This is a genomic window from Deinococcus roseus, from assembly GCF_014646895.1.
GTDB classification, from domain to species: Bacteria; Deinococcota; Deinococci; order Deinococcales; family Deinococcaceae; genus Deinococcus_C; species Deinococcus_C roseus.
Genome location: NZ_BMOD01000001.1, coordinates 71901 through 98252 on the forward strand (window position 1 = coordinate 71901; position 26352 = coordinate 98252).

The following is a 26352-nucleotide window of genomic DNA, read 5'->3' on the forward strand; positions in this document are numbered from 1 at the left end:
TTGCTGATTTTACTGAACGAGAGCAACATGAGAGAATCCATCACTGGTTTTCATCTCAGAATGGTGTTTAATATTTAGCGTATGTGGCGCAAAATCCTGGCATGGGGAACACTGGCACTGGTGCTGCTTCTGGCAGCACTGATGGTTGTGCTGGTCAGTCCTGTTGGACTGCGATGGGTGCTGAATTATGTGCGCAACACTGGAACGAACATACAGGCCAGAAACATCCAGGGCTGGCTGTGGGATTTCACCTTGCAGGATGTGGCTTTCAAGCAGCCAGGCATTCAGGCCACTGCAGGAAGTGCACGGGTGCGCCTGGGCCTTTCCGAAATTTTCTCCAAGACCATTCACATTCAGGCCGCATTGAACCATGCCCACATTGACATCGATCCCAGCAAATTCACTGCTGGAGGAGAAGGTGTGTGGCAAACCCGTCTGGACGCTTTGCAGGTCAGTGACACCACGGTCAACCTGAACGGTACCCCTTTCAATTTTCCAGATGCCGAACTTTCCGTGAAAAACCTCGCCGATCGGCAACTGGAAAGCCTGGTGAAAACAAAGTATGGCAAGCTGACAGCCCAGGCCTCTTTTGATCCTGCCCTGTCCACCTTCAAGATGGATTTCAACGGGGATGCCAGCATCCTGCAGTATTACTATCCTGGCATCAAATCCGGGGTCATTCAGGGCACCTATGCTTTCACTCCAGACAAACTTGAGGGGGATGTGCGGATTTCTGGAGGTCGGGTGCAAGTCCCAGAATTCCAGGCGGTGGATGTCACCCAGATTCAGGGCCTCCTGCACCACCAGGGCGATGTGATCACAGCAGATCTGTCTGGTCTGGGTCTGGGAGGATCCATTCAGGCCCATGCCACCGTGGACCTGAATGCCGAACAATATACCGTGCTGGCCAATGGCACCCCCCAGTTGAAAAACCTGAAGCTGGGAGACCTGGACGGCAAAGGCAAATTGCACATTGAAGTGGCTGGCTGGGAAAAGGTGAAGGTCTCTGCAGACTACACAGGAACCGTGCAGGTTCCTCAAGCCAGCATTCCCGATGCCCGCCTTCACTACGAGCTGGATGAAACCCTGTTCAGCCGGGTGACTGCTACAGGAACCCTGAATGCCTTTGATCAATCGGGGCAACTGAAAGCCACCCTGAAAAACAACGGAAAAATCTGGCTGGGAGATGCCACCCTGGCAGGCAAAGACATTCAGGCCAGGGCACACCTGGAAGACCAGCTGGTTTATCTGACTGGACGGGCCTTCAAGGTGGATGTGGCCGGAAATTACCGCCTGGACAAACAGACCCTGCAGGCCACTGCACACAGCAACTTGCATGACTTCCAGGAGAACCTGCAGGGGGATTTGAATGTGCGGGCCAGTGGCACCCTGGACCAGTTGAACATCCGGGTGCTCAATTCCCAGTTGAACACGGCTTTCACAGGGCCCCTGTCTCTGAATGGTCAGGGCAGCTACAAGCAAGGTGTGCTGGACCTCAGCACGCCCCACCTGGACCTCACCTACCAGCCTTCCGGGGCCACCTGGAACCTGAAAAGCATTCCCCTGCAGGGCATAGGGACCATCAACGGAAGAGGGAACCTGGTGGGGGAAAACCTGCTGGGAACCGTGGGGCTCAGCGGTCTGCCTTCTGAAGCAGAAGATCTGCGGGGCGAATTGAGCCTGAACACCCGCACCCTCAACTTCCAGCTGAACACTCCCAGAGTACAGGCCAGAGGAACCCCGGAAAATTTTCAGCTGGACGTGCAGAATTACACCTTTCTGGGAGGAGTCAAACAGACCGTCAGTGGCAACCTGGTGGTACGGGATTTCTCACCCGTGGGCAAAGTCAGGGTCAGCAGCATTTATCAGGATGTCACTGCAAACCTCAGTGGCCTGAAAGCCACCCTGAGTGGCACATTGCTGGGTCCCCTGAAAGGCCTTCCGGTGTCTGGAACGGCAGACCTGGAAAAAGCCCAGTTGAACCTGGGAGGCATTCTGACTGACCTGCAGTACCAGCCGCTCAAAGCCACCCTGCGCCAGGAAAATCAAACCCTGAACGTCAGCCTGACCGATGGGAAAATCAATGCCAGAGGCAGCTTGCCCCTGGCCACCGTGCAAAAGATGTTCAATTTGCCGGTTTCTGGGACCCTCAGTGTGGATCTGGTGGATTCCAGAGGCAGTGCTGTCTTCAAAGGGGCTTATCAGGACAACCAGATTCAGGCCCTGCTAAAAGTGACCCCAGAGCAGGTCACCGGACAGGTGGATGTGAAAGGCAAACAATTCACTGCTGCAGCACAGGGCAATTTGTACCCTCAGCCCAATCTGAAAGGCACCATCAGCGTGCTCAATGCCACCAGCAACCTGAGGGTGTTTGGCACTTGGGATGCCCTGAAATATCAGGCCAATGGCAACACACCTGAATTTGTGCAGGGCGATTTGCTGGTCAAATCCAAACCCTTTCAACTGCAGGGAACCCTGATGCCAGCGGTCACAGCCTCCGGCATGGTGGGAGGCCTGAAGGTCAATTTGCTGGACCTGAACACCCTGAAAGTGTCGGTTTCTGGACAGGAAACCCTGCTGTACCAGAATGCTCCTTATACAGTGCAACTCTCTGGAACCTGGAATCCCGACTGGGCAGGCCAGCTCAGTGCCCGCCTGCAAGGCCCCCGCATTCAGGCCAGTGCCAGAGGGGCCTGGAAAAACCTGACCGTTGATGCAGCTTTCCGGCAGCAGGATGTGACCCTCCGGGCCAGCGCAAAATTGAACCTCCCAGCCATGAAATACGCTGGATCGCTGTCTGCACAGTACCGGGATCTGAAGGCCAGAGGGACTGTGCAGGGCACACTGGACAAATTCAGGATCAATGCCACAGTGATCAGCCCGGAAAAAGGCAGTGCCCAGGTTCAGGCCACCGGGCTGGACGACATCCGCATTCAGGCCAGCAACTTTGTCTATCAGGACATTGCAGCCAGTGGCAACCTCAAATATGCCAGTGGCAAGATCACCGGCCTCCTGCAAGCCAGTTATCAGGGGAACACCGTCAGTGTCAACGCACTGGGAGACACCTTCACCGCGAAATTGAACAGCAGTTATGGCACTGGAACCGCTGAGGGCAAACTGGACTTCTCGGATTACCAGATCCACCTGGGCAGCGATTACTTCACCAGTGAACTGCGCGGCAACCTGAAAGGGCTGTCAGGCACCCTCACCACTGTTTCTCAAAGCTACAGTGTGCTGGAAGATCAGGCGCAGATTCCAGCCCAGACCTTTACTGTCAAAGGAGATTTCGCCAAAGGGGATTTCCAGCAAAGCCACTTCACCCTTTCCCAGGGCAATGAAGAGGTGCTGTACGTGGGAGGGCAGGTCTCTGGGGGGCTGACCCTGAGTTACGCTTTGAGGGATGCCGGGGCTGGACAGGTGCACATCTCCCCCACCTTGCAGAAAGTGAATGCAGACTTTACCGGTCTGATCACAGGGCAAGCAAAAGTCTACCCTGACATTGAGGGAACGCTTGATGTTCCCCTTTCACTGGTCACCCGACTGATTCCTGGACCCTACCGCAGCAAACTCACCCCTGGACGGGTGCAGCTTGCGGTTTCTGGTCCTTACAACCGCCTGAACTTCAAAGCCCAGACTTCTGGTGTTCAGTGGCAAAACCAGTCCCTGACCTTGCAGGGCAATGGCTTCTGGACCCCGGACACCTATCAGGTTGCTGTGCATGCAGTGCATCCCCTGGTCGATCTGCAGGCAGAAATCACCCCCCAGAAACAGACTTTTGAAGGCACAGTGGATGCTGCTCTGGTGCCTGATCTGCCCGAAGGCCTTGCTGGCAAAGCCACCCTCAAAGGAAACCTGAGCAATTTTGAGGTGCAAACCCTGGCTGCAAACGGGACTTTAAATGCCAGGTACCAGGAATACGCCACCAGCGGCACTTTTGAAATCCTGCCCGGTCTGAAGGTGCAAACGGACCTGAAAGGCGATGCGTTGCAAAAAGCCTATCAGGTGCGGGGTCAGGTTTACCCGGATGTGAATGCCAGTGTGCGTTTTGATCAGGCGCAGGGCACTGTTCAGGGCACCTATGACAGCCTGCTGCTGGCCCTCAAAGGACAGGTGTTCGATCAGGACCTTGATGTGAAGGTGCAAACCCAGCAGCAAACCCAGGCCATCCTGTCTGGAACTGTGGATGGCAGCACCGTTTCGGCAAATCTGGATTTGACCACAGGCGAAGGGAAAGCCAGCATCCAGAATTTAAACCTGCAAAAAGTGGCCAAAATTGATGGTCTGGTCAGCCTGCAAGCCGAGTTGAACACTTATCAGGATGCTGTTTTGCATGCCAGTGGAATGGTGCAGGACATTGCCATCAATGGAGACTTCCAGTGGAAAGAAGGCATCCTGACCGCCAGCACTGCGCAGGCTTCCCTGACCCAGGGCACCGTGCAGGCCAGTGGGCAGATTTACCCAGACCTGAGCATCAAAGGCACCGGGAAATTGCTGGATCCCATTGCGCTGCCCCTGACTTTTGAAGCCAGTGGTGAACTGCAAAATCCCCTGCTGCAAGTGCATGCCACCCTGCCCGAAGCCTATGAAGGCGTGCAACTGAAAACCACCACAGCCGACATCGAAATCCGCAACCTGAAAGACATTCAGGTGGAGCTGCACGGTGCAATTGCAGGCAAGGTGCAGGCCACCTATCAGGATGCGTTGACCCTGCAGAATGCAGACCTGCAATTCAATACCATCAGCATCCAGCGTGAAGAGGTGACGGGACTGCTCACAGGCCAACTGGCCTGGAATGGAAGTTTCACGGGAGGGGTACAGTTCGCTGGAAAAGTCGCCAATGAACCCCTCCAGCTCAAAGGCACTGGAAAGGGCAATCTGGCCCTGGAGGGCAGCTGGAAAGATGCAGCTTTTACAGGCAGCATCGAACCTGACATTTTCAAAGGCCTGAGTGCCCAGCTGTCCATCCCCCAGTGGGATGTGTCTTCGCTGGTGGGCCTGAAAGATCCTGTGCTGGTTGGGGCCACTGCCACAGTGCAGGGTCCCTGGAATGCCCTGAAAATTCAGGCAAATGGTCAGGTCAAAGAAAGCCTCACCAGCCAGACCGTTCAGTTTTCTGTGGCCCAGAAAGGCAAAGCCTGGGAAGCGCAACTGGCCGGAGCCATCAAGGGAACAGCCCTTTACGCTGCAACGGGCTGGACAGCCCAGCTCACCACCGAGAACCTCAATGTGGGGGCTTTTGTGCCCCAGCTCAAACAGGGCATCCTCTCTGGTGCTTTTGATGTCTCTGGAAAAGACACCTCCCTCTCTGCCATAAAGGCCAGCAACCTGAACATCGTGGCAGCAGACCTGCAGGACAATCCCATCCGTCTGCAAGGCTCTGCTGTTTACAGTGCGGAAAAAATTGACCTGAACCTCACCGGAAATTACGCCTCCTCCCCCATCCGGCTGGGAGGCACTTACCCGGACGGCATTCAGGCAGAAATTCAGAACTTCAAGATTGCAGATGGGGTCCTGAACCTCTCGGGAACGGTGTCTGGAGACTTCAGCAATCCAGACATTCAGGCCACAGGTTCTTTCGAGCATGCCCTGGGTTCTGCCACCCTGCAGGCCAGCGGCAAACTGCAAGACCTGGTGGTCAGCACCCAGGCCACCCTGAAAGGCGACATTCAGGGCAAGGTGTCTGGAGACATCCAGGTGAAAAACCTGGACGTGAACCAGCTGGTCCTGAAGCTCACTGCAGATGTGACCGGGGCAGGTGTGCTGGCAAAAGGCACCATTGAGGGCACCTACCCCCACCTCTCCGGGCAAATGAAACTGCAAAGAGGGGATGCTTATGTGACCCTGACCGGAAATGGAGATGGCACGTACCAGCTGTCTGACAGCAATGTGGCCACTGGAACAATCAAAGTGCAGCCCACTCCACTGCAGTTCAGTGGTGATTTGCTGATCAATGCCGTTCCCCTGCTGGAAGGCGCATCAGGGCGCACCCAGGTGCAGGTGAAGTTTGAAGGTGATCTTCAAAAAATCACCGCGGAATACGCAGGCACGCTGTCCCAGATTGCTTATATGAATGGAAAACTGCAGCAGGCCACCCTCAAAGGCACCTTCAGTGGTCCTTACACCGCACCAGAAATTCAGCTGACCACCCAGTTTTCTGGAGCCAGTTACCAGCAAATTTCCATGGGGTCGGCAGACCTGACCCTGCACTCTGTGGGAGATTTCAGCAAACCGGATGTGGAGGCTTCTGGAACCCTGCAAAACGTGAAATACCAGGGTGAAAGCCTGCAGCAGGCCAGATTCTCCGGGACCTCCAGCGGGGCCTGGGAGCAGCCCACCATCCATCTGAATGCAGATCTTGCAGGCGTGAAATACCAGGACAACACCCTGGATGCAGGAAAATTCCTGGTGGATTACCAGGGCCAGTGGAACAAACCCACCATCCACCTGAATGCAGATCTTGCAGGTGTGAAATACCAGGACAACACCCTGGATGCAGGAAAACTTCTGGTGGATTACCAGGGCCAGTGGAACAAACCCACCGTTCACCTGACAGGCGATCTGACCGGAATCAAATATCAGGATTTCCAGTTGCAGACCTCCAGCCTCGCTGCAGATTACGCTGGCACCTGGCCTGAAGCCGATGTGGCCCTGGTTGCTGATGGCACCGGGTTCCGCTATCAGGACAGTGCTGCAGAAAGCTCGGTGTTTCACCTGCAGGTCAACCAGAAAGGGGCCACGTCCCTGCTGGATGGAAGCCTGACTGCCCTCCTCCGTGGTGTGCAATTCAAGGGAGACCAGCTGCAATCTGCAGAAATTTCAGGAACCCTCAAAGGCAACCTGTCTGATCCCCAGATCCATCTGCAGGGCAAAGTGCAGGATTTGCAATACAAAGACATTGCCCTCAGGAATGGCTCGGTTGTGGCAGATTCCAAAGGACCCCTGGAAAAGCCCAGCGTGACCTTCACAGGAGATGTTTCAGAGGCCAGGTACCAGCAGGACACCCTGCAGGCAGCAAGCTTCTCTGGCACCTTTCAGGGCGACTGGAACAGTCCTACAGCGCACCTGACTGGAAAACTCAGCGGGGTGAACTACCAGGATTACCAGCTGCAAAATGCTGTCCTGACCGCCGACCATCAGGGAAACTGGCAGGCTCCCAGCATTCAACTGGTTGCAGAGGGCGGTGGGTTTGTTTATCAGGAGGCCAGGGTGCAAAACTTCAAACTGAATGGCAGCACCCAGGGAGACCTGAAATCCCCAGATCTGCGCCTGAACGCCACTTTGAATGGCATTCAGTACCAGGAAGGCCAGTTGCAACAGGCCCAGATTGCAGCCCACCTGCAAGGCGAGTTGAGCAATCCAACCGTGGCAGCCACCGGAAATTACGCTGGACTGAAGTATCAGGATGCCACCACTCCAGATGGTGCCTTCACCCTCAATGGCACTTTGCAAAATCCTGCAGTCACCCTGCTGCAAGGGGGCAAAACCACCCTGGTGTATCAAAACCAGCAGGTCCAGTTCTCTGGTTTCAATGCAAAAGGATTTGACCACAGCGTCACCCTGGAAGGCACCGCCAGCCTGAAACAGGGCAACCTCAAAGCAGATGCCAGGGGTCCCTTCAGTGGTCATGTGGAAGCCCATTACCAGCAAATTCAACCCCTGGATCTGAAGAACTTGTCTCTGGAACACCTGATCCAGAGCTACAACCTGCAAGTGCAACATCAGGTGGCTTACCAGGGGTATCAGGCCAATGGCCGTTTTTCAGTCAACAACCAGGAGTGGAGCGGAACAGGCAATCTGGGAGGCTTGCCGTCCTGGCTGACGGCTGAGCCATTGAGTTACCGTCTGGCTGGAAAAGACCTGCCCACGGTGTACAGCACCCTCAAAGCTTACGGTCTGCAGGCCAATGTCAAACTGGACACCCAGCAGGCCATCCTGGAATTCCTGGACACCCCGGACATTCAGGCCAATGGCAGCCTCGCGTACCGCTTTGCAGACAGCACCTTCAGTGGCAGCACCGAGTTCCAGAAAGACACCATCAAAATGCTGCTTCAGGGCACGGGCAAAACCCTGCAAGCCAACCTGCAGCAATCCAGAACCACTGTGCAGGCCACAGCCACCATTTCGCCTCTGGATGTGCAGGCCACCATCAACGATGGCGTCCATCAGGGGACAGCAAGTTACACCGAAGCAGGCTGGAACGTCAACATCCCCACTTTCGAGGTGGGCAGCCTGGATGGCAGCGAATACCAGGGACAATTCAGCCTGACTGGAAAGGGCAAGGGCAGCACTGGAACCCTGGACCTCAAAACCACCAACCTGAAACTGCCTTTCACCATCCCCGTGCTGGATGAAAAAGTTCAGGGCGACCTCACAGCACATGTGGTGCTGGGAGACCAGATCAGCGCTGTGGCAGATTACACCGGACCATTGGGCACCCTGAACCTGACAGGAAACAACCAGAACGGCTGGAACGGGCAATTGAAAGCCAAACTGCACACCACCCGCAATCCTGGCACCCTGGACGCCAACCTCACCCTGCAAAACGGCCAGGTGCAGGGGAAAATTCTGGTGGATCAGTTCGGCTATACCTACAAAGACATCAAAGGAATCATCACTGGTCAGGTGGATGTGGAAGACAGCCAGTTCACAGGCACCCTGCAAACCCGACTGGATGAAGGTTCTCTGCTGCTGGAAGGTCAGGGTAGCCTTGCAGATGTGGTTCCTGCCCTGGAAAACCTGGGCATTGCTCCTTCGGACGAAGGTTATCTGGTCACGGTCAGTGCCAGCGCATTCCCTCTGGAGAAACTGGGGGTCTTGCCTTATGCCAAAGGTCATATTTACGGCACGGCCAGCCTGACTGGAGACACCAGCACCGTCAACCTCAGGGTTCCCGACCTGAGCCTGCCTGGAGGCACTCCTCCTGAACTGGAAATCGCCAATCTGGATCCCACAGCCACACCCGCCACCGAAGCACCCAGAACGGTGCTCAGTGCCCGTCTGGATGGCACCTTCAGTGGTGGGGATGCCCGTCTGAGGGGATCCATCGGAGACACCACTTTTGTGGCCAGCAGCACTTCGGGCGTCCTGGTGGGCACTTTCGACTTCCGCAACACCCCCTTGCATGCCCTGATTGGAGCCTACACCGATGCCCTGCCAGGTCAGGCCCTGCTGACCGGAACAGGCCGCATTGATGGCAAACTCTCTGAACTGGACAAACTGCGCCTCAGCGTGGTGGCCGAAAACATCAAGGTCACCTCTGCAGGCCAGACCCTGATGGGACAGGGACAATTTTCTCTGGAACAGGGGGCACTGACCATTCCTGGCATTCAACTGACCGGAGCAGGAAGCCTGCTGATTCAGGGCGTTTATGCCCCCGATCAGGTCAATCTCTCTGCGAACTTCAAAGACACCACCTTCACCCCCCTGCTGGCCCTGGTTCCAGCCCTCAAGGACTACAAACCCAGCCTGAAAGGCAACCTCTCCCTGAAAGCCATGGGGGATTATGGTCAGCCCACCATTCAGGTGCAGGGCAATGGCCTGCAAGGGGAACTGGCAGGCCTTGGCATCCAGATGAATCAACTGAATGCCCTGCTGAAACAAAACCAGCTGACTTTCCAGAGCGACACCACCACCAGTGGTGTGGTGGACAGTACCCTCAAGCTGGAAGGCAAAGCCAACCTGCAAAACGGCAGCCTGCAAAACGCCCAGATCGATGCCAGCGGCAGCCTGAGTGTGGACAATTTTGGAACCCTGGAAGGCACCACTGTGCGCCTGAACCAGCAGGGAGAGGCCTGGAAACTGCTCTTGACCGGGACCCGTGGCGGAAAAATCCAGGCCACCGGAGACCTTTACCCTGATTTGAATGTGCGCATTCAGCTGGATCAGGTGGCCCCTGATTTGCAGAACTATTACATCAAGGATGCCAGTGCCACCGGGGTGCTCAACCTGACCAGAAGCGGAGAGTTTTACCGCCTTGCAGGCAATGTTGATCTGGAGAAACTGCAATTCACCCTCTCCAAGCCTGACACCGACAAAACCGAGAAAGACGACACATTTGAGTTTGAAAGCCCGCTCTCCAGCGAATACACCACTTTCCCACAACAGCGGCAGGACCAAGACCGTGCAGCCCTGTCCAACTGGATCTTTGATGACATCCTGATCGATGCCAAAAACAACATCCGCATCGATGAAAACCTGGCACGGGCAGAGTTTGGGGGGCAACTGGTGCTCTCAGGGAATGCCTACACCCCCAGATTGCAGGGAGACATCCTGCCCAAACGGGGCAGCGTGTTCCTGCGCGAAAACGAATTTGTGTTGAACACCGGGGCCACCAGCATCCGTTTCAATGCAGCCGACGGCGCTTACCCCAAAATCTATCTGGAGGGCCTGGGCATCGTTCGGGATGAAGGGCAAAACGTCCGGGTGATCATGACCATCACGGGGAACTTCAAAGCCGATCCCAAAAATCCCCGCAAACGCACACTGGTGCCAGTCATCGACCTGCGCGAGGAACGGGAGGTGCTGGGCCAATGTGCCGACCCGGTGCGCAATCCTGGATCCACCCTGCCCAAATGCCTGGACGAGGCCAGCCTGTATGCCCTGGTGGTGTTTGGCACCAAGGACCTGCGCAACATCCCCACCGAACTGACCCAGAGCGCCCTGAGGACCACCCTGCAGGTGTTCGTGGTGGGTGAAATTGAACGCAGCATTGCGCAGGCGCTGGGCATCGATGTGTTCCGCATTCGCAATTACACCATCGGGGCTGACCAGAGCTTCAACGCAGAATTCACGGTGGGCACCTACCTGAGCCGCGAATGGTACATCCAGTACCAGGTGGATCTGCTGGGCAATGGCAATGTGGAGGTACAATACAATGCCCTGGACGGCAAACTTTCCCTGTCCTTCAGCAGCCCCCTCAACAAGCTGGATTTCAATTCTGTGCAGCCCGAGTTCTCTCTGGCCTACAACTTTGATGCCCAGAACAGCATCGAGCTGGGCATCCGCACCGAACAGAACACCCAGGGGGAACGGGGCTTCAGCGTGAAACTGGGTTACAAACTGAAGTTCTGAACGCTGCAACAGAACATCCCGAAAACATGGATGGTGTTGCTGTCCATGCCGTTTCAGGTGAAAAAGAGCAAAACAGGATACAGTGGTGCAGAAAGGTAGAGACATGCTCCCACTCAAAGTCAAAGATTTCAGTGTCAAATTGCAAAACCGGGTCATCATTGAACGTGCTGACTTCGAGGTCAAAAAAAGTGAAATCGTGCACCTGATCGGACACAACGGAGCAGGCAAAAGCACCCTGCTGAGGGGCATGATCGGCCTGTTTCCTTCCAAAGGCGAAGTGAAAGTTGCAGGCGAAAACCCCAGGTCCATTGCAGGCAGAAAACAATTTGTTTACGTGCCAGATGAACCCGCCCTTTACGAGGACCTGACTTTGCAGGAACACGTGCAGTATGTGGCGGCCCTCTATGAGAAACCCGAAGCTCCCATTCTGGAGTGGCTGGAGCGCTTTCACCTCACCGACCGCCTGAAGGATTTCCCTGCCACCCACTCGAGAGGGATGCGCCAGAAACTCTCGCTGTCGCTGGCCCTGGGCCTGAATTTGCCGCTCACCCTGCTGGATGAGCCTTACAATGCCCTGGACCAGGCCGCACAGGAAGCACTGTCCCACGGGATCCGGGATGCTGCCCAGCACGGCAATGGAGTGCTGCTCAGTGCCCACCAGACCGAGACCACCCAGATCCTGAAAGCCCAGGTGGCAAGGGTGCAGGACGGCATGGTGAGCAAAACCGCATGACCAGAGCCGTATCTCAAATCCGCCAGAAGACCCTCTCACGGGCTTTTGATGTGTGGTGGAAGTGGTTCAGCAGGGCCATCGGGCTGCCCACAGCGATTTATGTGCTGATCAGTGCAGGCTTTCTGGGATTCGGGGCTTTTGACGATGCCAACCCCCTGAAAACCCAGATACCGCTGCTGCAAAAAACCATTTTTGCTGTGGGTCTGGTGACCCTGTGGTACCTCATCAAACTGACCAATGTGGTGCCTCCCTTTTTCATCAGCCAGCGGGATGCTGTGAGGCTGGGTTTCAGTCCGGGCCGTCCGGTGCAGGTGCTGGCCTATTCCATGACCTTTTCTGCCATCCGGGACATGCTGATTTTGCTGCTGGTGGGTGCCCTGTGGAGCATGACCACCTGGAAGCTTCTGAACTTCATCACCCCTTATGCTGCACTCAACTGGGTGTTGCTGGGCTGGCTCCTGCAACACCTGGGCTGGCTGAAATACCGCTGGCAGGAAGACCGCAAAGCCAGCCTCTTCCCGGTGCTGCTGGTGTTTTTTGTGGTGGGAATTGCTGCTGCTTTCTGGGTGCCCGAATACAGCCTCATCGGCTCCCTGCTGGTGAGCAGTCCTCTTCCCTGCTTGCTGCTGGGTGTGTTGCTGATTGTCACGGTCTGGCAGGTCTTGAGTGACCTGCAGGAGGATTACCCCAGGGCTTTCCTGCAGCACAGCACCATCCTCAGTGAAATCCGGGCCGTGGACACCCTGCTGATTTTCGCTCTGGGTTCCATGCAGGCCCAGGCAGCACCTGACCTGCTGGTCACCAAACGCAAACTGCAGATGACCCTCAGGCCCACCACCCACCATGCCCGCAGCCTGCCTGTTCCAGCAGAACGCAACCCGTTGCGCATGATTGCCTGGAGAACCCTGCTGGGACTGTACCGCCAGTCCATCCCGGACCACCTGGTCACCCTGGTCGGGATGGTGTTGCTGGCTTACGCCGTCAACATTCTGGTCTCCCAGCCCGACAAGGCCCTGATTGTGGGCGCTGTGCCCATTGTGGCCATGGGAATTTTCTTGCCCAGACTGGTGCCCAGCACCACCCAGCCCATGTGGGTGCCGGTTCCCAAAGAAGTGCGGGCCATCGGGCAGATTCTTCCTGGCACACTGATTTCAGTGGTGTTTTATGCCCTGATGCTGGTGCTGAGCACCGTGCTGCAATTGCCCCCAGCCACCTTGCTGGTGACCCTGACCATGGCCCCGCTTTACCTGCTGTCTCTGGAAGCCCTCAACAGCTGGACGCAACTGGGCACCCAGAGCACATATTTGAAATTCGGGGCAGGACTGCTGGCTGTGCTTCCTGCGGTGGCCCTGCTGCAACTGGGCTGGGTGTCTCTGGTGGTGCCAGGGCAACTGGTGCTGGCTTTCATTTTTTATGCCACCCTGCTGGAACAACCTCCGGTGGAACCCCTGGAACTGTAAAGCCTCCGCAAGACAGCCAGAGCAGGAAGCGTGAACTTTTGCTTCCTGCTTTTTGTTGCTCAGGCGCAGATCAACCCTCGCAGATCAGGTCTTCAGCGATTTTGGCACTGCTGAGCACACCGGGCAAACCTGCACCAGGATGGGTCCCTGCACCCACAAAATACAGGTTGGAGAAATCCTCCGAACGGTTGTGGGGCCTGAACCAGGCACTCTGGGTGAGCACAGGTTCCACACTGAACGCTGCTCCCAAATGGCTGTTCAGTTCGTCCCTGAAATGGATGGGGTCAATGTGGTGCTCGGCCACCAGGTTTTCCTGCAAACCTGGCAGGTAATTGTCTTCCAGGAACTTCATGATGCGATCCCGGTAGGTTTTCGCAAACGTGGTCCAGTCGGTTTTGCTGCCCAGATGGGGCACCGGTGAAAGCACATAAAAGCACTCGCCACCTTCTGGAGCCATGCTGGGATCGGTCAGGCTGGGCATGTGCAGGTACAGTGAGAAATCCTGGGCCACCACCTTCTTGTGAAAAATGTCGTCCAGCAGTCCTTTGTAACGCGGACCCAGAATGATGTTGTGGTGGGCCAGCCCCTGATCTCTGTACTGTTTTCTGGTCCCGAAGTAAATCACAAAGAGGCTCATGCTGTGCCTCAGGCTGTCCACTTTGGCATCGGTGTACTTCTTGCGTTTGTTTTCCGGGATCAGGTTTTTGTAAGTCCAGGACACATCTGCATTGCAGACCACATCGTCTGCCTGATGTTCTGTGCTGTCTTTCAGGCGTATGCCCTGCACCCGTCCGTCGTCAACCAGAATTTCTGCCACTTCACTGTCGAGGAAAGTTTCCCCTCCCAGAGAGGCAAAAAGCTTTGCCATGCCCTGCACAATGGCTCCAGTGCCCCCCATGGCGTACCAGACGCCCCATTTGCGTTCCAGATAGTGAATCATCGCGTAAATGCTGCTGGAGTCGTAGGGATTTCCGCCAATCAGAAGCGGGTGAAAACTGAAACACTGCCTGAGAAACGGGTCCTTGATGAACTTGCTGACATAAGGGTACACATTGAGGTAGCTCTGCATCCGGATCAAATCTGGGGCGACTTTCAGCATGTCTGTGAAATTCAGGAACGGTTTATCTGCCAGTTCGGTGAACCCCTTGTCAAAGATGGCTTTGGTGGAATGAATGAAATTCAGGTACCCCCTTTTGTCTTCGGGGCTGATGTTGTGAATCTGCTCCAGAATGTACATTTCATCATCGTTGTAATTGAAGACCCGCTTGTTGTGGTCAAAAATCCGGTAGAAGGGATCACACTTTACGAAGGTGACGTCGTCTTCCCGTTTTTTACCGGCCAGTTGCCAGAGTTCATCAAAAAGAAAAGGGGCCGTGACGATGGTGGGGCCTCCATCGAAAGTGAAGCCGTTTTGCTCATAAACATAAGCCCGGCCTCCCAGTTTGTCTCTTTTTTCAAACAGTTTGACTTTGTGCCCTCTGGCCTGCAAACGAATGGCAGCAGCCAGACCTCCGAAGCCGCTTCCGATCACGATGATGTTTTTTGGCATGCTTTTTTCTGACCCCTCTGGTCTGTGACCCTGGATGTGCGTTCATCTTAAAGCGGTTCTGCTGTCAGCGTCTGTGAAGCTGTGTCCTGAGTTTCCACCATGCAACCGGGACCATCAGAAGTTTTTGCAGGCCACTGACCTGCGCTCGCTGGGAAAAGTTGTTGTAGCCGTTCTGCTCCAGGCTGTCCAGAATGCCTTCGTAAGCACGGGCCGCCACCGCCACCGCAAGCCGACCCGAGCCCTGCAGACACGGAATTCCTGTCCTGCCTTCCTGGTACCAGCTTCTGGCCAGCGCAATCAGGTGTTGCATCAGGCGCTGGTATTCTGGCGTGACCACACCTTTTTGCAGCATCTGTTCTGTCACCCCAAACTGCTGCAGCAGCTCTGATGGCAAATACAGTCGGCCCCGTTCCTGCAGGTCCTCCCCCACATCCCGCAGGATGTTGGTGAGCTGCATGGCCATGCCCAGCTTGAGGGCTTTTTGCAGGGTTTCCTCGCCTCCCTGGTAACCGCAGATGGGAGAAACCATCAGGCCCACAATGCCTGCCACCCTGCGGCAATACAGCTCCAGATCTGCCATGGTCTGGTAAGAGGTTTCATCAAGGTCCATTCTCAGGCCCAGGTACAGCTCATGAAAAGCTTCATGGGGCAACGGATATTGATGTGCAGCCCAGGTCAGGGCCTGGCTCACGTCATCTTCCAGAGGATGACCCTGCAAAGCACTGCGGGTGGTTTCCCACCACTGTTCCAGTTTCTGGGGGGCCAGATGGGGGAGGCTTTCGTCTGCAATGTCATCGCCGGTGCGGCAGGTGGCATACACAGCCCAGACAGCCAGACGCTGTTTGGCAGGGAAAAACTTGCTTCCCAGGTAAAAGGTCTTGGAATGCTGTCTGGTGATGTCCCGACACACCTTCAATGCCTGGGTGGGTGGGAGGTGCCATTCAGGGTTGTGGTTTCTGATCATGTGCTCCACTCCAGGGTAAGGTGATTGTGCTTGTGAAAAACTTCCAGGGTCAGCATTTTAATGACCCACTGCTCTTTGTGATACCACACTTTTTTGCGGTACTGCATTTTCTTTTGGTGCTGCGCTTTTGCGATACAGCTCGAAACTTACAATACCATGCTGGCTTTCGTTGATTAAAGTCAGGCTCTGTGTCTGCAGATACTTTCTGGTTGTCATCTGCTGCAGAAACCGTACTCCAGCCTTCAAACCAATAAACTGCTCGAGCTTCCCAAAAGACTTCCGGGGCGGAAGCAAATACATCAGGTAGAGCAAACCGTCTGCTTTGAGGGCCTGCACCGCCTGATCGAGCATCCGTTCTGCAGAATGGGTTTCGTTGAGGGTTCCTGCAACCACAACGCCATGAAAAGCAGCAGAACCAAAAAGTCCATCTTCCATGTTGCCCTGATGGGGGTGAAGCCTGGGATGCCTGGGAAGGCCCTGCAGAAAACCTGCAGACAGATCCAGAGCGGTGACGGTGGCACCAGCATGGACCAGCACCCTGGCATAATTTCCTGTGCTGGTCCCCACATCCAGCCAGTGTTGACCTTTTACAGGTTTCACCCAGTCCAGAAACTGCCCTAATTCGCGCTCCAGAGGGAACTTCTCTCCCGTCAGCAGGGAAAGGGAACGCTTGCGCCACAAATCATACCCCCACACCGTCAGGGGCAAAAAATTGCTCTGCTGGGCCAGCGTCAGACGGGTCATGCTGTTCATTGTGCTGGCTGCCTCTCCAAACGACTGTAAGCGTGGCTGAACTTGCAAACCCTCACTGAGAGCAGCATTACAGTCCCCTCAAGGATCGCTTCAGTGCAAAACACACAACTCGGGATCTCATGATCTGTTAGGATTAAGGCGATGAATGAGAGGAAACCCATTGGGAACGCTTTTATGGATGTGATCAACGCCTTCATCCAGGTGGTGAAGGCCGAGATCAGTGAAGTGTTCCAGAACATTGGCGCACAAATCAAACAACGTGGTCTGGGCATTGTGATTTTGCTGGCTGCCCTCTTCCCCCTGCTGGGGGCTGTGATTTTCCTGTTGATGGCGCTGTATCAGCTTTTGTTGCTGGTTCTTCCATCCTGGGGAGCATCGCTGGTGATGTTCCTGCTGTCCCTCCTCTTGACCGGAGGCATGGTGATGTTCGCACTGAAAAAAATTGGAGGAACCGACGATGACGACATCCGATGAAGCCAAAAGACACCTTGAAGACAGCCTCAACACCTTGCAGGACAGCACCAGTCTGCATGTAAAATTGCAACAGGACCCCATCAAGAAGCTGGGCATTGCGGTGGGTGCAGGTCTGGCCCTGGGCATTCTGATCGGACGGGGCACCAAGAAAACCAGAGTGGTCAAAGTCGCTGGCGGCAAAAATGTGGAAGCGGCCAAAGAAGCCGCTGCCAGCAAAGGTGCTTTAAGTGGTGTGATCATGACCGCTGTGGGCGGTTTGCTGCTGAAAGTCTTGCAGGAGAAAGTGCTGGCCCCTAAACTGGAAGAACTTGCCGACCAGTTGCTGGAACGCACCAAGAAACCCGCAAATGACCCAGCCCAGAAGAAACACTAAACAGAGAGACACCATCCTGCACGTCATTGAGGAAGCCAGAGGCCCCTTAAGCGTGCAGGAAATTCTGGACCATGCTCAGAAAAGCATGCCCAGACTCGGGATCGCCACGGTGTACCGCACCCTGCGCCTCCTGCAAGACGACCACCAGATCAAAACGGTGATCCTGCCCAGCGGTGAAAACCGCTTCGAGAAAGCCAACCTGGGACACCACCACCATTTCCAGTGCCTCAAGTGCGGCGAGGTGGTGGATCTGGATTTGTGCCCCCTGAACATCCCCACAGGAAGCCTGCTTCCAGGTGGCTACACCGTGGAAGCGCACGAATTGACGCTGTATGGGACGTGCCCGAAGTGCCAGGGGCTGGTTGCGTCTTAAATCCCCCTGTTCCTCGCTCCGCTTGGAACGGTCCCCCGTCAGCGTTGGGGATGGGTGGAAAACTGAAGTGAAAGCCATCTCAGACTCACACCGAGTCCCCCAACGCTGACGGGGGACAGCCTTGAGCGCATGCGAAAGGCAGGGGGATCTTCACCCCCAGTGCTCCCCAAAAAACACCTCCCCACAAATGTGCAGGGAGGTGTTTTTTCTTTTTAAACTTTACAGGCTGATCAGGAAGGGATCTTCCAGAGACTCGCAGATGTAGCGCGCAAAACGGGCGGCATCTGCACCATCAATCAGGCGGTGGTCGTAAGTGAGGCTGAGGGGCATCAGGAAGCGGGGCTCGAATTCGCCTTTGTCTTTGTTCCAGACAGGCTCAAAGGCAGAGCGGCTCACGCCGAGGATGGCCACATCTGGGGGGTTGACGATGGGGGTGAAACCGTACCCACCAATGCCGCCCAGGTTGGAGATGTTGAACACGCCTCCGGCCATTTCGTCGGGTTTGAGCTTGCGGTCACGGGCCTTGCCAGCAATCTCGCCCAGTTCCACGCTGATTTCGGTGATGCTCTTGCGGTCCACGTCTTTGATCACGGGAACCAGCAGACCGGAGGGGGTGTCCACAGCGATGCCGAGGTTGATGTAATCGCGGTAAACGACCTGACCGTTGGCCACATCGATGGCTGCAGCAAATTTGGGGAACTTGCGCAGGGCGTTGGCGACCACCTTCATCAGGATGGCGGTCATGGTCAGCTTGCCACCGGCTTTTTCCACACGGGCACCGAAGGACTTGCGGACCTGCTCCATCACAGTGATGTCTGCTTTGTCGAAGTGTGTGACCATGGGAACCGTGGACCAGGCGTTGGCCATGCTGCGCACGGTGGCTTTGCGCACACCATTGAAGTCTTCCCTGCGGATGTTGCCCCACTTGCTGAAGTCGGGAAGGGGCTGGGCCTGAACAACAGGTGCAGCCTGGGCAGCAGGTTGTGCAGCGGCAGCAGGAGCAGACACGGTGGGGGTTCCAGCGGTGCGGCGCACGTCTTCTTCAGAGATGCGTCCGGCAATGCCGGTTCCAGCCACGGTGTTGATGTCAATGCCGATTTCGCGGGCCAGTCTGCGCACACTGGGAGCAGCATGGGCGACCTGACGGCCTTCCACAGCCACCAGAGCGGGGGCAGCTTTGGGACCTTCGTTCTGGGCAATCTGATTGCCAGGTGCCTGGGTGGGAGAACCCTGGTTGGCCTGCTGGGGTTGAGCTTCAGGGACTTCTGCCTTGGGAGCCTCGACTTTGGGGGCAGCAGGTGCAGCAGCGCCACCTTCCAAAACCAGCAGCACACCACCCACGGGCACGTTGTCACCGGCTTTGACTTTGACTTCTTTTACGGTGCCTGCAGCGTCACTTGGGACTTCCACGACAGCCTTGTCAGTCTCAATCTCCACGATGGGCTGGTCTTTGGAAATGGTGTCTCCAGCTTTGACCAGCACGTTGACCACGGTGGCAGAAGCGATGTTGTCGCCCACTTCGGGGAGTTTCACTTCTGCAGAACCACCTGCAGCAGGAGCGCTGCTGGCTGCGGTGTGCTGGGGAACCAGGGTGCCTTCGGGTTCGGCCACAGGTGAGGTTGTTTCGGTCTGGTCGGTCTGGGTGGAGGGTGCGGCAACGCCACCTGCACCTTCGCCTTCAAGCACCAGAATGACGTTGCCCACGGGCACGTTGTCTCCGGTTTTGACCTTGATTTCCTTCACGGTTCCGGCAGCGTCGCTGGGAACTTCCACAACGGCCTTGTCGGTTTCAATTTCAATCACGGGCTGGTTGAGCGCCACAGTGTCGCCCACTTTGACCAGCACATTGACCACGGTAGCGGAGGCAATGTTGTCGCCCACCTCGGGAAGTTTTACTTCAGTAGCCACGCATGTACTCCTTTCAACAGGATCAAAAAGAACATTCCTTCAATACTGCACTGCCTTAACACTGTACCGCAAGAACCCACCCAGGAATTTTCAAGTTGCTCTGGGTGGGTCTGGGGTTCAGCGGGTCACAGGGTTGGGACGGTCAGGGTTGATGCCGTAATCCTTGATGGCTTTCTCGACCACTTCGGGCTTGACCTTGCCTTCTTTGGAGAGGGCATACAGGGTCTGCACCACGATGTGTTTGGCATCCACTTCAAAGAAGTCACGCAGGGCTTCGCGGCTCTCACTGCGACCAAAGCCGTCGGTACCCAGGGTCCAGACTTTGCGGTCCAGGTGTCCGTTCAGGCCATCGGCGGTGAGTTTGACATAGTCAGACACGCTGATGATCACGCCAGGAGCGTTTTCCAGTTGCTGGGCCACATAGGATTTGCGGGGCTCTGCGGTGGGGTGCAGCATGTTGTAGCGCTGCACGTCCAGGGCGTCCTGGTGGATTTCCTTGTAGCTGGTGACAGACCAGATGGACGCGTCCACGTCGTAGGCTTTCAGCATTTCCTGGGCTTCCTGGGCAGCCAGGATGGATGGCCCGGAGGCCAGAATCTGGGCCTGGTTTTTGGCCTTCTCAGCACCGCTCTTCTTGAACAGGTAGATGCCCTTGATGATGCCTTCAAAGACTTTCTCTCTGGACTCATACTCGGGCAGGGGGGCCTGCACGTAGTTCTCGTTTTCCACGGTGATGTAATAGAAGATGTCTTCCATGTCGTGGTACATGCGCTTGAGACCGTCTTCCACAATCACTGCAATTTCATAGGCGAAGGCAGGATCGTAGACTTTCAGGTTGGGCACCACGTAGGCCTGGATCAGGCTGTTGCCGTCTTCGTGTTGCAGGCCTTCCCCGTTGAGGGTGGTGCGGCCTGCGGTGGCTCCGATCATGAAGCCTTTGCATCGCAGGTCCCCGGCAGCCCACACCAGATCTCCCACACGCTGCAGGCCGAACATGGAGTAATACACGTAGAAGGGAATGGTGGGCACACCAAAGTTGGCGTAGGAGGTGCCTGCAGCCACAAAGCTGGCCATGGCTCCGTCTTCGGTGATGCCTTCTTCCAGCATCTGGCCCTGGGCGGATTCTTTGTAGGCCATCAGGGTGCCAGCGTCCACGGGGGTGTACATCTGGCCTCTGGGGCTGTAAATGCCGATTCTGGGCACCAGCGCGTCCATCCCAAAAGTGCGGGCCTCGTCAGGAATGATGGGGATGATGTACTTGCCCACTTCCTTGTCGCGGATCAGCTTGCTCAAGACCTGCACGAACGCCATGGTGGTGGACACTTCACGGCCATTGGAACCGGCGTAAAACTCGTTGAAGAAATCAAAGCCGGGGGTGTTGAGGGGTGCAGCTTTCACTTCACGGCGGGGAATCAGACCACCCAGCGCTTTGCGGCGCTCCAGAGCGTACTTGACTTCAGGGCTGTCCGGGCCGGGGTTGTAGTATTCGAGGTGCTCTGCCTGCTCATCGGTGAGGGGCAGACCCAGGAAGTCCCGCAGGCCAATCAGGCTCTTGGTGTCGAGTTTCTTGACCTGGTGGGCCACGTTTCTGGCCTGTGCGCTGTCCCCCAGACCATAACCCTTGATGGTGCGGGCAATGATGATCGACGGTCTGCCCTTGTGCTCGGTGGCAGATTTGTAAGCGGCATAGACCTTTTTCATGTCGTGACCGCCGCGGTTCAGTTTCTCCAGATCCGCGTCGCTCCAGCCCTCAATCAGGGCTTTCAGTTCAGGGGTGTTGAAGAAGTTTTCACGCAACTCCTTGCCCCCGAAGGCAGCGTAACGCTGGGATTCCCCGTCCACCAGATTTTCAAAGCGGTGAATGAGCGCTCCAGATTTGTCTTTCTGGATGAGTCTGTCCCAGTTGCTGTCCCAGACCACCTTGATGACGTTCCAGCCTGCACCACGGAACAGGGCTTCAAACTCCTGAATGACCTTGGAGTTGGCGCGCACAGGTCCGTCCAGACGCTGCAGGTTGGCGTTCAGCACGAACACCAGGTTGTCCAGGTTTTCGTAGGCAGCGAAACGGATGGCCCCGATGGATTGGGGTTCGTCCATTTCCCCGTCTCCGAGGAACGCCCAGACTTTGCCGTTGCCTTTGTCTTTCATGCCCCGGTTTTCCAGGTACTTCATGAAACGGGCCTGATAAATGGCCTGGATGGGACCCAGACCCATGCTCACGGTGGGGAACTCCCAGTACTCGGGCATCAGCCAGGGGTGGGGATAGCTGGACAGTCCGGGCTCGTCCTGCAGTTCACGGCGGAAGAGGTCCAGTTGCTTCTCATTGAAGCGGCCTTCCAGGAAGCTGCGGGCGTACATGCCAGGGCTGGAGTGGCCCTGGAAGAAGATCAGGTCGCGGTCCACACCTGCGCCGTGTCCACGGAAGAAGTGGTTGTACCCGATTTCCAGCAGCTCGGCAGCAGAGGCGTAGGTGGAGAGGTGCCCCCCGATCCCGTCGCTCTTCTTGTTTGCACGGATCACCATCGCCACGCTGTTCCAGCGGTTGATGTTCATGATGCGGCGTTCCATCTCCATGTCACCGGGGAACTCGGGTTCGCGGTGCGCGGGAATGGTGTTGATGTAAGGCGTGTTCTGTTTGTGGTGAATGTTCACGCCGTGAAAGTAGGCATACTGCTTCAGTTCTTCCAGGATTTCCTGGGCACGTTCATTGCCAGCGCTTGCCAGCACGTATGCCAGCGAGTCCAGCCATTCCTGCAACTCCACGGAGTTGAGTTTTGCGAGCTGTTCAACAGGTAGGGCAGCCCGCGTGTTGGTGACATCTGCCATGATGCATTGACCCCTTTCTTTGCTAGTGGTGTACTTTGTGGGCAAGTAAACCACTTCTGAGACAAATCTACTTTAACCGCCCAGACCCCCAGCTGCATAGAGCTAAATCTTAGATCTAATTTTTGATCGGGCATGATGGCTAGACGGTGTGTGCTTGTATGCGTCTGGGAAGTCAACAGTTCACAGTGTACCCTCTGTGCTGAGGGTCAAGATGTTGCTTTTGTGACGGTGCCCAATGGTGGTGCAACCTTGCTGTGCCTTCCCCATCAAACAAAAAAATGCCGGAAAACCCGACATTTCATGAAAAAGAGGAGCTGTAAGCCCCTCAGGCAACCTGCTCAAAAACGTAGAAGGACACCAGTGCAACCAGCACACCAATCCAGCCGGGGGCTTCTCCAAGGTTGAACTCGAAATCTTTGCCGATCACGGTTCCACCGAGGCGTCCCACCAGTTTGTGTCCGTTCTGCTGCGCAGCCACGTCCCAGCCCACAATGGGGCCACCGAGGCGACCGGTCACCCGATCCACACCGCGCAGGGTGAGTTCCTGATCACCGATGCTGCCCACCAGGGCACCATCTTGCAGATGAACTTCGACGTTCAATCCAGCGGCAGTTCCCTGCACGCCTGTTTCTGTGATCTCCAAGTTAAAGCTTTTACCTGCGAGTTTCCCGCCGACGCGACCTTTGATAAAGTCACCGTCCAGGGCACAGCGCACGTCATATCCTGCGGCGCCGTGAAAACGACCAGTCATGAGTTCTTCAGTCACGCTAGGTAGTATAGCAAAGGAATCCCTGAAATGCAGGAGAGGATGCCGAGGGCTTCAGAAAGCCACTGCTGCACTCATTCAAAATATCAGGGGGAATGTAGGGGCAGGCATACCTCGCCCTTTTGCACAGGAACCGAAGCCAGGAGCTTCCAGAAAACCATTGCTGAATCATGCTTAATGTCATAAGAACACTGTAGGGGCGCAGCGTGCTGCGCCCTCTTCCCAGTCTTTGCATCAGCCATAGCATTTTCTGGTCTCAGCTTTACTTGTTCTGGTTCTTCCGGCGGGCAAAAGACCTGTACGTGCTTTCCTTGCGGGCTTTCTGCAGGTCGCCTTTTTTCATCTGCTCTGCCAGAACATTCAGGGAATCCATCTGCTCCTGGACCCTTGGGGAAGCGGGGAGCGAGGCCAATGCTTCGCTATAACGCATAAAAGCCGGGGCATCAAATTCCTGTTCACCTGCGGCCACTGCGACCACAGTTTCTTCCTGTTTCAGGGTGACTTCCAGCAAGGTGACGTATTCTTTAACCGCCATGTTTTCAGGCAGGGCATCGTATTGCTGCACAGGAACGACTTTCAGGCTGAGGGTCTGTTTGACCACCACCCTTTCTTCTCCTCTATCAAAGGCCACACGGGCGGTCATGAGGGGAACTTCACTCTGGCCTGCAGGGAGTTCTGGAATTCTGAAGCGCAGTGCAGATTCGGAAGCCTGACCGTACCTGAGGTTGGGCAGCCTGTACCTGCCGGTGTTCACCGTGGCATAGCGGTTCAGCACATCGTCCAAAGTCACACCGGAATGCACCGTGATGCCCAGGCTGACCCGTCTGGCAAAAGTGCTTTCCAGGCCCTTGAGTTCCTCTTCAAAGATGGCAGGGAGCATTTCGGGGTTGCTGACATAATGATAGTTGCCACCGCCTGCATCGGCCATGCCCATCAGCAGGTCCTCGTCATAGTCGTCTCCCATGCCGAAGGTGCTGGTGCTGACCCCGTGTTCGGAGAGTTCCAGCACCTCCTGGTTGATCTGTTTGCGGTCTGTGATCCCCACATTGGCCTGTCCGTCAGAGAGCAGCATCACCCGGTTGAGCAGGCTTTTCTGGTAATGCTCGCTGACCAGAAAGCCGCCTTTGAACCATCCACCGTGCAGATCGGTGCTGCCTCTGGCTGTCACGGTGCGGATGCGCTGTTGCAGTTGCACCCTGCTGGGTCTGGAAATCAGCGTGCTGGGGCAAAGCACATCGATTTTGTCATCGAAGATCACCACAGAGGCGCGGTCTCCGTCCTGAAAGTGGTTCAGGCATTCGGTGGCGGCTTTTTTGGCGTACTCGATGCCTTTTCCGGTCATGCTGCCGCTGCGGTCCAGCACCAGAGAAACATTGAGCTGTGAACGTTTGTTGTTCTGGATTTGCTCGGGTGGGGTGAGTTTGACCACCACATCCAGGGTGATGGGGGTGTTTTCGGGCAGTGCGGTTTTGATGGGGAGGATCTCCAGTTTCAGCATAAAATCTCCTTTTGGGAATAAGGCACCCACACCTCCCATCAGGGGGTTCTGGGGGATGAAAGGCTCAGTCTTCTAACGCCTGCTGAATTTTCTTGAGGATTTTTTGCAGCAATGTGGGGTTCTTGATGGGCTCGAAATCCTCGGTGAGGTGCAACTCCACGCCTTCAGAGATGGGCACCCGGGTGTAGGTCTCGGCTTTACGGGCTTTCTTGCGCTCTCTGGCATCTCCATATTGCAGAAAATCCGGGAATGCGGGTGCTGCTGGAGCAGGTGCAGCCATCGGAGCTGGCATGGAAGGAGGCACAGAAGCTGCCAGAGGTGGCGCGGCTTCTTCTTTCTCCATCCGGCTTTCTTCTGCCTGAACTGCCCTTTTGCGGAAAAAGTCCATGGGGTGCTTTTCAGCAACACGTTCTCCCAGCAGCAAATCTTCCAGCTCTTCCAGGGTTTTCTCCTGGGTGATGGGGGCGATGATGCCAGTGGCAAAACCCGCCGCCAGCATCTTCCTTAACAACAGAAGCTGTAAGAGATGGCGGTAGGTGTAGCGGGCTTCACGGCCCTCGCGGTCCGGGCTGTCCAGCAGTCCCAGGGTGGTGTAGTGGCGAATGAGCCTGGGGTTCACCGTATCCTGCATGCGGGAATTCATTTTGTCAGCTGGCAGGAATTCAGGCAGAAGCCTGTTGACCCGTTCTGCAAAAGCATCCAGGTTCCAGCTGTCACTGTGGTAGGCTTGCAGGTTCACCATGTGTTTTCATTGTCACTCTAACAGCTTGGATTGTCAAGATAGTGCTTTCAGCTTAAGCTGTCAACGTTGCATGCCAACGTTTCAGACCGGGCGTATACTCGGAAGCATGTTGTGGTTTCAGACCAACCTCACCCTGCCTGCCAGAAATCGGGGCTTCCACCTGATCACAAAAGAAGTCCTGCAAGCCCTCCCAGAAATCAGCCAGATTCAGGTGGGCATGCTCAGTGTCTTCATTCAACACACCTCTGCCAGCCTCACCATCAACGAAAACGCCTCTCCAGACGTGCGGCGCGACTTCGAGCGGTATTTCAATCAGGCTGTGCCAGACGAAACTTCTTACTTTGAACACAACTATGAAGGTCCAGACGACATGGCTGCCCACATCAAGAGCAGCCAGCTGGGGGCCAGTCTGAGCATTCCCATCCAGAACGGCAAACTGGCTCTGGGCACCTGGCAGGGCATCTACCTTGGGGAGCACCGGGACCGGGGAGGGTCCAGACGGCTGGTGGTTACAGCTTTCGGGCAGGGGAAGTAAAACCCTGATTCCAGGTCTGATCCGGGAAAACAAAATGCCACAGGTTGTTCTCCCAGCGATAAGCAGGAAGTTTATCTTCTGGCAAAAAGGCTTTAAACACAGCCATGGCTGCAGCACACCAGAAATCTTCTGTGTTGGTATGAAAAACATGACCCTCTATCACCTTCACACAAACCCTGCAGCCATGAATCATACCCCGATCCACCAGGTTCTGAGCAGCGAAATCTGCTCCTGCAAAAGCAGACCTTGCCCATTCCAAGTCAATGCTCCAGATCCAGTCCTGGGGCCAATCCTCTGGTATGGAAAGATCGCCGGTGACTTCAATTTG

At 55.8% G+C, this 26352-nt stretch carries 16 protein-coding genes; 7 read left to right on the plus strand and 9 right to left on the minus strand.

Going from position 1 to position 26352, the window contains the following annotated elements:
• Nucleotides 1-81: 81 nt before the first annotated feature.
• From IEY52_RS00310 to IEY52_RS00320, 3 genes are all read left to right on the plus strand, one after another.
• Nucleotides 82-11070 carry a translocation/assembly module TamB domain-containing protein gene (locus tag IEY52_RS00310; protein ID WP_188998097.1) on the plus strand — a complete coding sequence of 3663 codons (10989 nt, stop codon included), beginning with the start codon at nt 82-84 and terminating at the stop codon, nt 11068-11070.
• Nucleotides 11071-11173: 103 nt separating this feature from the next.
• Nucleotides 11174-11803, plus strand: a complete 630-nt coding sequence (locus IEY52_RS00315; RefSeq protein WP_188998100.1) for an ABC transporter ATP-binding protein — start codon at nt 11174-11176, stop codon at nt 11801-11803.
• The gene (locus IEY52_RS00320) at nt 11800-13263 is read left to right on the plus strand and encodes a hypothetical protein (RefSeq protein WP_188998103.1); all 1464 of its coding nucleotides are present in this window, start codon (nt 11800-11802) and stop codon (nt 13261-13263) included. The genes IEY52_RS00315 and IEY52_RS00320 overlap by 4 nt, the downstream gene beginning before the upstream one ends.
• 70 nt (nt 13264-13333) lie before the next feature.
• Here the strand turns inward: IEY52_RS00320 and IEY52_RS00325 are convergent, their stop codons facing one another.
• From IEY52_RS00325 to IEY52_RS00335, 3 genes are all read right to left on the minus strand, one after another.
• The gene (locus tag IEY52_RS00325) at nt 13334-14812 is read right to left on the minus strand and encodes a phytoene desaturase (protein WP_188998106.1); all 1479 of its coding nucleotides are present in this window, start codon (nt 14810-14812) and stop codon (nt 13334-13336) included.
• Between the two features lie 64 nt (nt 14813-14876).
• Nucleotides 14877-15776, minus strand: coding sequence for a phytoene/squalene synthase family protein (locus tag IEY52_RS00330; RefSeq protein WP_188998110.1), 900 nt, complete (start codon nt 15774-15776; stop codon nt 14877-14879).
• Nucleotides 15777-15833: 57 nt separating this feature from the next.
• Nucleotides 15834-16520, minus strand: a complete 687-nt coding sequence (locus tag IEY52_RS00335) for a class I SAM-dependent methyltransferase (RefSeq protein ID WP_188998113.1) — start codon at nt 16518-16520, stop codon at nt 15834-15836.
• A gap of 150 nt (nt 16521-16670) precedes the next feature.
• Between IEY52_RS00335 and IEY52_RS00340 the strand changes: the two genes are divergently transcribed.
• The 3 genes from IEY52_RS00340 to IEY52_RS00350 are packed head-to-tail and all read left to right on the plus strand — an operon-like array spanning nt 16671 to nt 17749.
• Nucleotides 16671-17003, plus strand: a complete 333-nt coding sequence (locus tag IEY52_RS00340) for a phage holin family protein (protein WP_188998116.1) — start codon at nt 16671-16673, stop codon at nt 17001-17003.
• The gene (locus tag IEY52_RS00345; protein ID WP_188998119.1) at nt 16987-17376 is read left to right on the plus strand and encodes a hypothetical protein; all 390 of its coding nucleotides are present in this window, start codon (nt 16987-16989) and stop codon (nt 17374-17376) included. The genes IEY52_RS00340 and IEY52_RS00345 overlap by 17 nt, the downstream gene beginning before the upstream one ends.
• Nucleotides 17351-17749, plus strand: a complete 399-nt coding sequence (locus IEY52_RS00350; RefSeq protein ID WP_188998122.1) for a Fur family transcriptional regulator — start codon at nt 17351-17353, stop codon at nt 17747-17749. Before IEY52_RS00345 ends, IEY52_RS00350 begins: the two co-directional genes overlap by 26 nt.
• Before the next feature lie 219 nt (nt 17750-17968).
• Here the strand turns inward: IEY52_RS00350 and aceF are convergent, their stop codons facing one another.
• The 5 genes from aceF to IEY52_RS00375 form a co-directional block, all read right to left on the minus strand.
• Nucleotides 17969-19657: a dihydrolipoyllysine-residue acetyltransferase gene (aceF, locus tag IEY52_RS00355; RefSeq protein WP_188998125.1), complete on the minus strand. Its 1689-nt coding sequence runs from the start codon at nt 19655-19657 to the stop codon at nt 17969-17971.
• A gap of 117 nt (nt 19658-19774) precedes the next feature.
• A complete protein-coding gene (gene aceE, locus IEY52_RS00360) occupies nt 19775-22483 on the minus strand; it encodes a pyruvate dehydrogenase (acetyl-transferring), homodimeric type (protein WP_188998128.1) in 2709 nt (902 codons plus the stop codon).
• A 325-nt stretch (nt 22484-22808) separates the two neighbouring features.
• A complete protein-coding gene (locus tag IEY52_RS00365) occupies nt 22809-23249 on the minus strand; it encodes a hypothetical protein (protein ID WP_373289816.1) in 441 nt (146 codons plus the stop codon).
• Nucleotides 23250-23511: 262 nt separating this feature from the next.
• Entirely contained in the window at nt 23512-24747 is a 1236-nt protein-coding gene (locus IEY52_RS00370) for a vWA domain-containing protein (RefSeq protein WP_188998132.1), read from the minus strand.
• 64 nt (nt 24748-24811) lie between these two features.
• A complete protein-coding gene (locus IEY52_RS00375) occupies nt 24812-25489 on the minus strand; it encodes a MerR family transcriptional regulator (protein WP_188998135.1) in 678 nt (225 codons plus the stop codon).
• Nucleotides 25490-25598: 109 nt separating this feature from the next.
• On the opposite strand from IEY52_RS00375, the gene IEY52_RS00380 reads away from it, so the two are divergent.
• Nucleotides 25599-26024: a secondary thiamine-phosphate synthase enzyme YjbQ gene (locus tag IEY52_RS00380; protein WP_188999524.1), complete on the plus strand. Its 426-nt coding sequence runs from the start codon at nt 25599-25601 to the stop codon at nt 26022-26024.
• Here the strand turns inward: IEY52_RS00380 and IEY52_RS00385 are convergent.
• Entirely contained in the window at nt 25999-26283 is a 285-nt protein-coding gene (locus tag IEY52_RS00385; protein WP_188998138.1) for a hypothetical protein, read from the minus strand. The genes IEY52_RS00380 and IEY52_RS00385 overlap by 26 nt on opposite strands.
• Between the last annotated feature and the right edge of the window lie 69 nt (nt 26284-26352).

Coding starts and splice junctions, on each gene's coding strand:
- IEY52_RS00370 (WP_188998132.1), bottom strand. CDS start 24,747: ATGCTGAAACTGGAGATCCTCCCCATCAAAACCGCACTGCCCGAAAAC.
- IEY52_RS00310 (WP_188998097.1), top strand. CDS start 82: ATGTGGCGCAAAATCCTGGCATGGGGAACACTGGCACTGGTGCTGCTT.
- IEY52_RS00345 (WP_188998119.1), top strand. CDS start 16,987: ATGACGACATCCGATGAAGCCAAAAGACACCTTGAAGACAGCCTCAAC.
- IEY52_RS00375 (WP_188998135.1), bottom strand. CDS start 25,489: ATGGTGAACCTGCAAGCCTACCACAGTGACAGCTGGAACCTGGATGCT.
- IEY52_RS00320 (WP_188998103.1), top strand. CDS start 11,800: ATGACCAGAGCCGTATCTCAAATCCGCCAGAAGACCCTCTCACGGGCT.
- IEY52_RS00325 (WP_188998106.1), bottom strand. CDS start 14,812: ATGCCAAAAAACATCATCGTGATCGGAAGCGGCTTCGGAGGTCTGGCT.
- IEY52_RS00340 (WP_188998116.1), top strand. CDS start 16,671: ATGAATGAGAGGAAACCCATTGGGAACGCTTTTATGGATGTGATCAAC.
- IEY52_RS00335 (WP_188998113.1), bottom strand. CDS start 16,520: ATGACCCGTCTGACGCTGGCCCAGCAGAGCAATTTTTTGCCCCTGACG.
- IEY52_RS00330 (WP_188998110.1), bottom strand. CDS start 15,776: ATGATCAGAAACCACAACCCTGAATGGCACCTCCCACCCACCCAGGCA.
- aceE (WP_188998128.1), bottom strand. CDS start 22,483: ATGGCAGATGTCACCAACACGCGGGCTGCCCTACCTGTTGAACAGCTC.
- IEY52_RS00315 (WP_188998100.1), top strand. CDS start 11,174: ATGCTCCCACTCAAAGTCAAAGATTTCAGTGTCAAATTGCAAAACCGG.
- IEY52_RS00350 (WP_188998122.1), top strand. CDS start 17,351: ATGACCCAGCCCAGAAGAAACACTAAACAGAGAGACACCATCCTGCAC.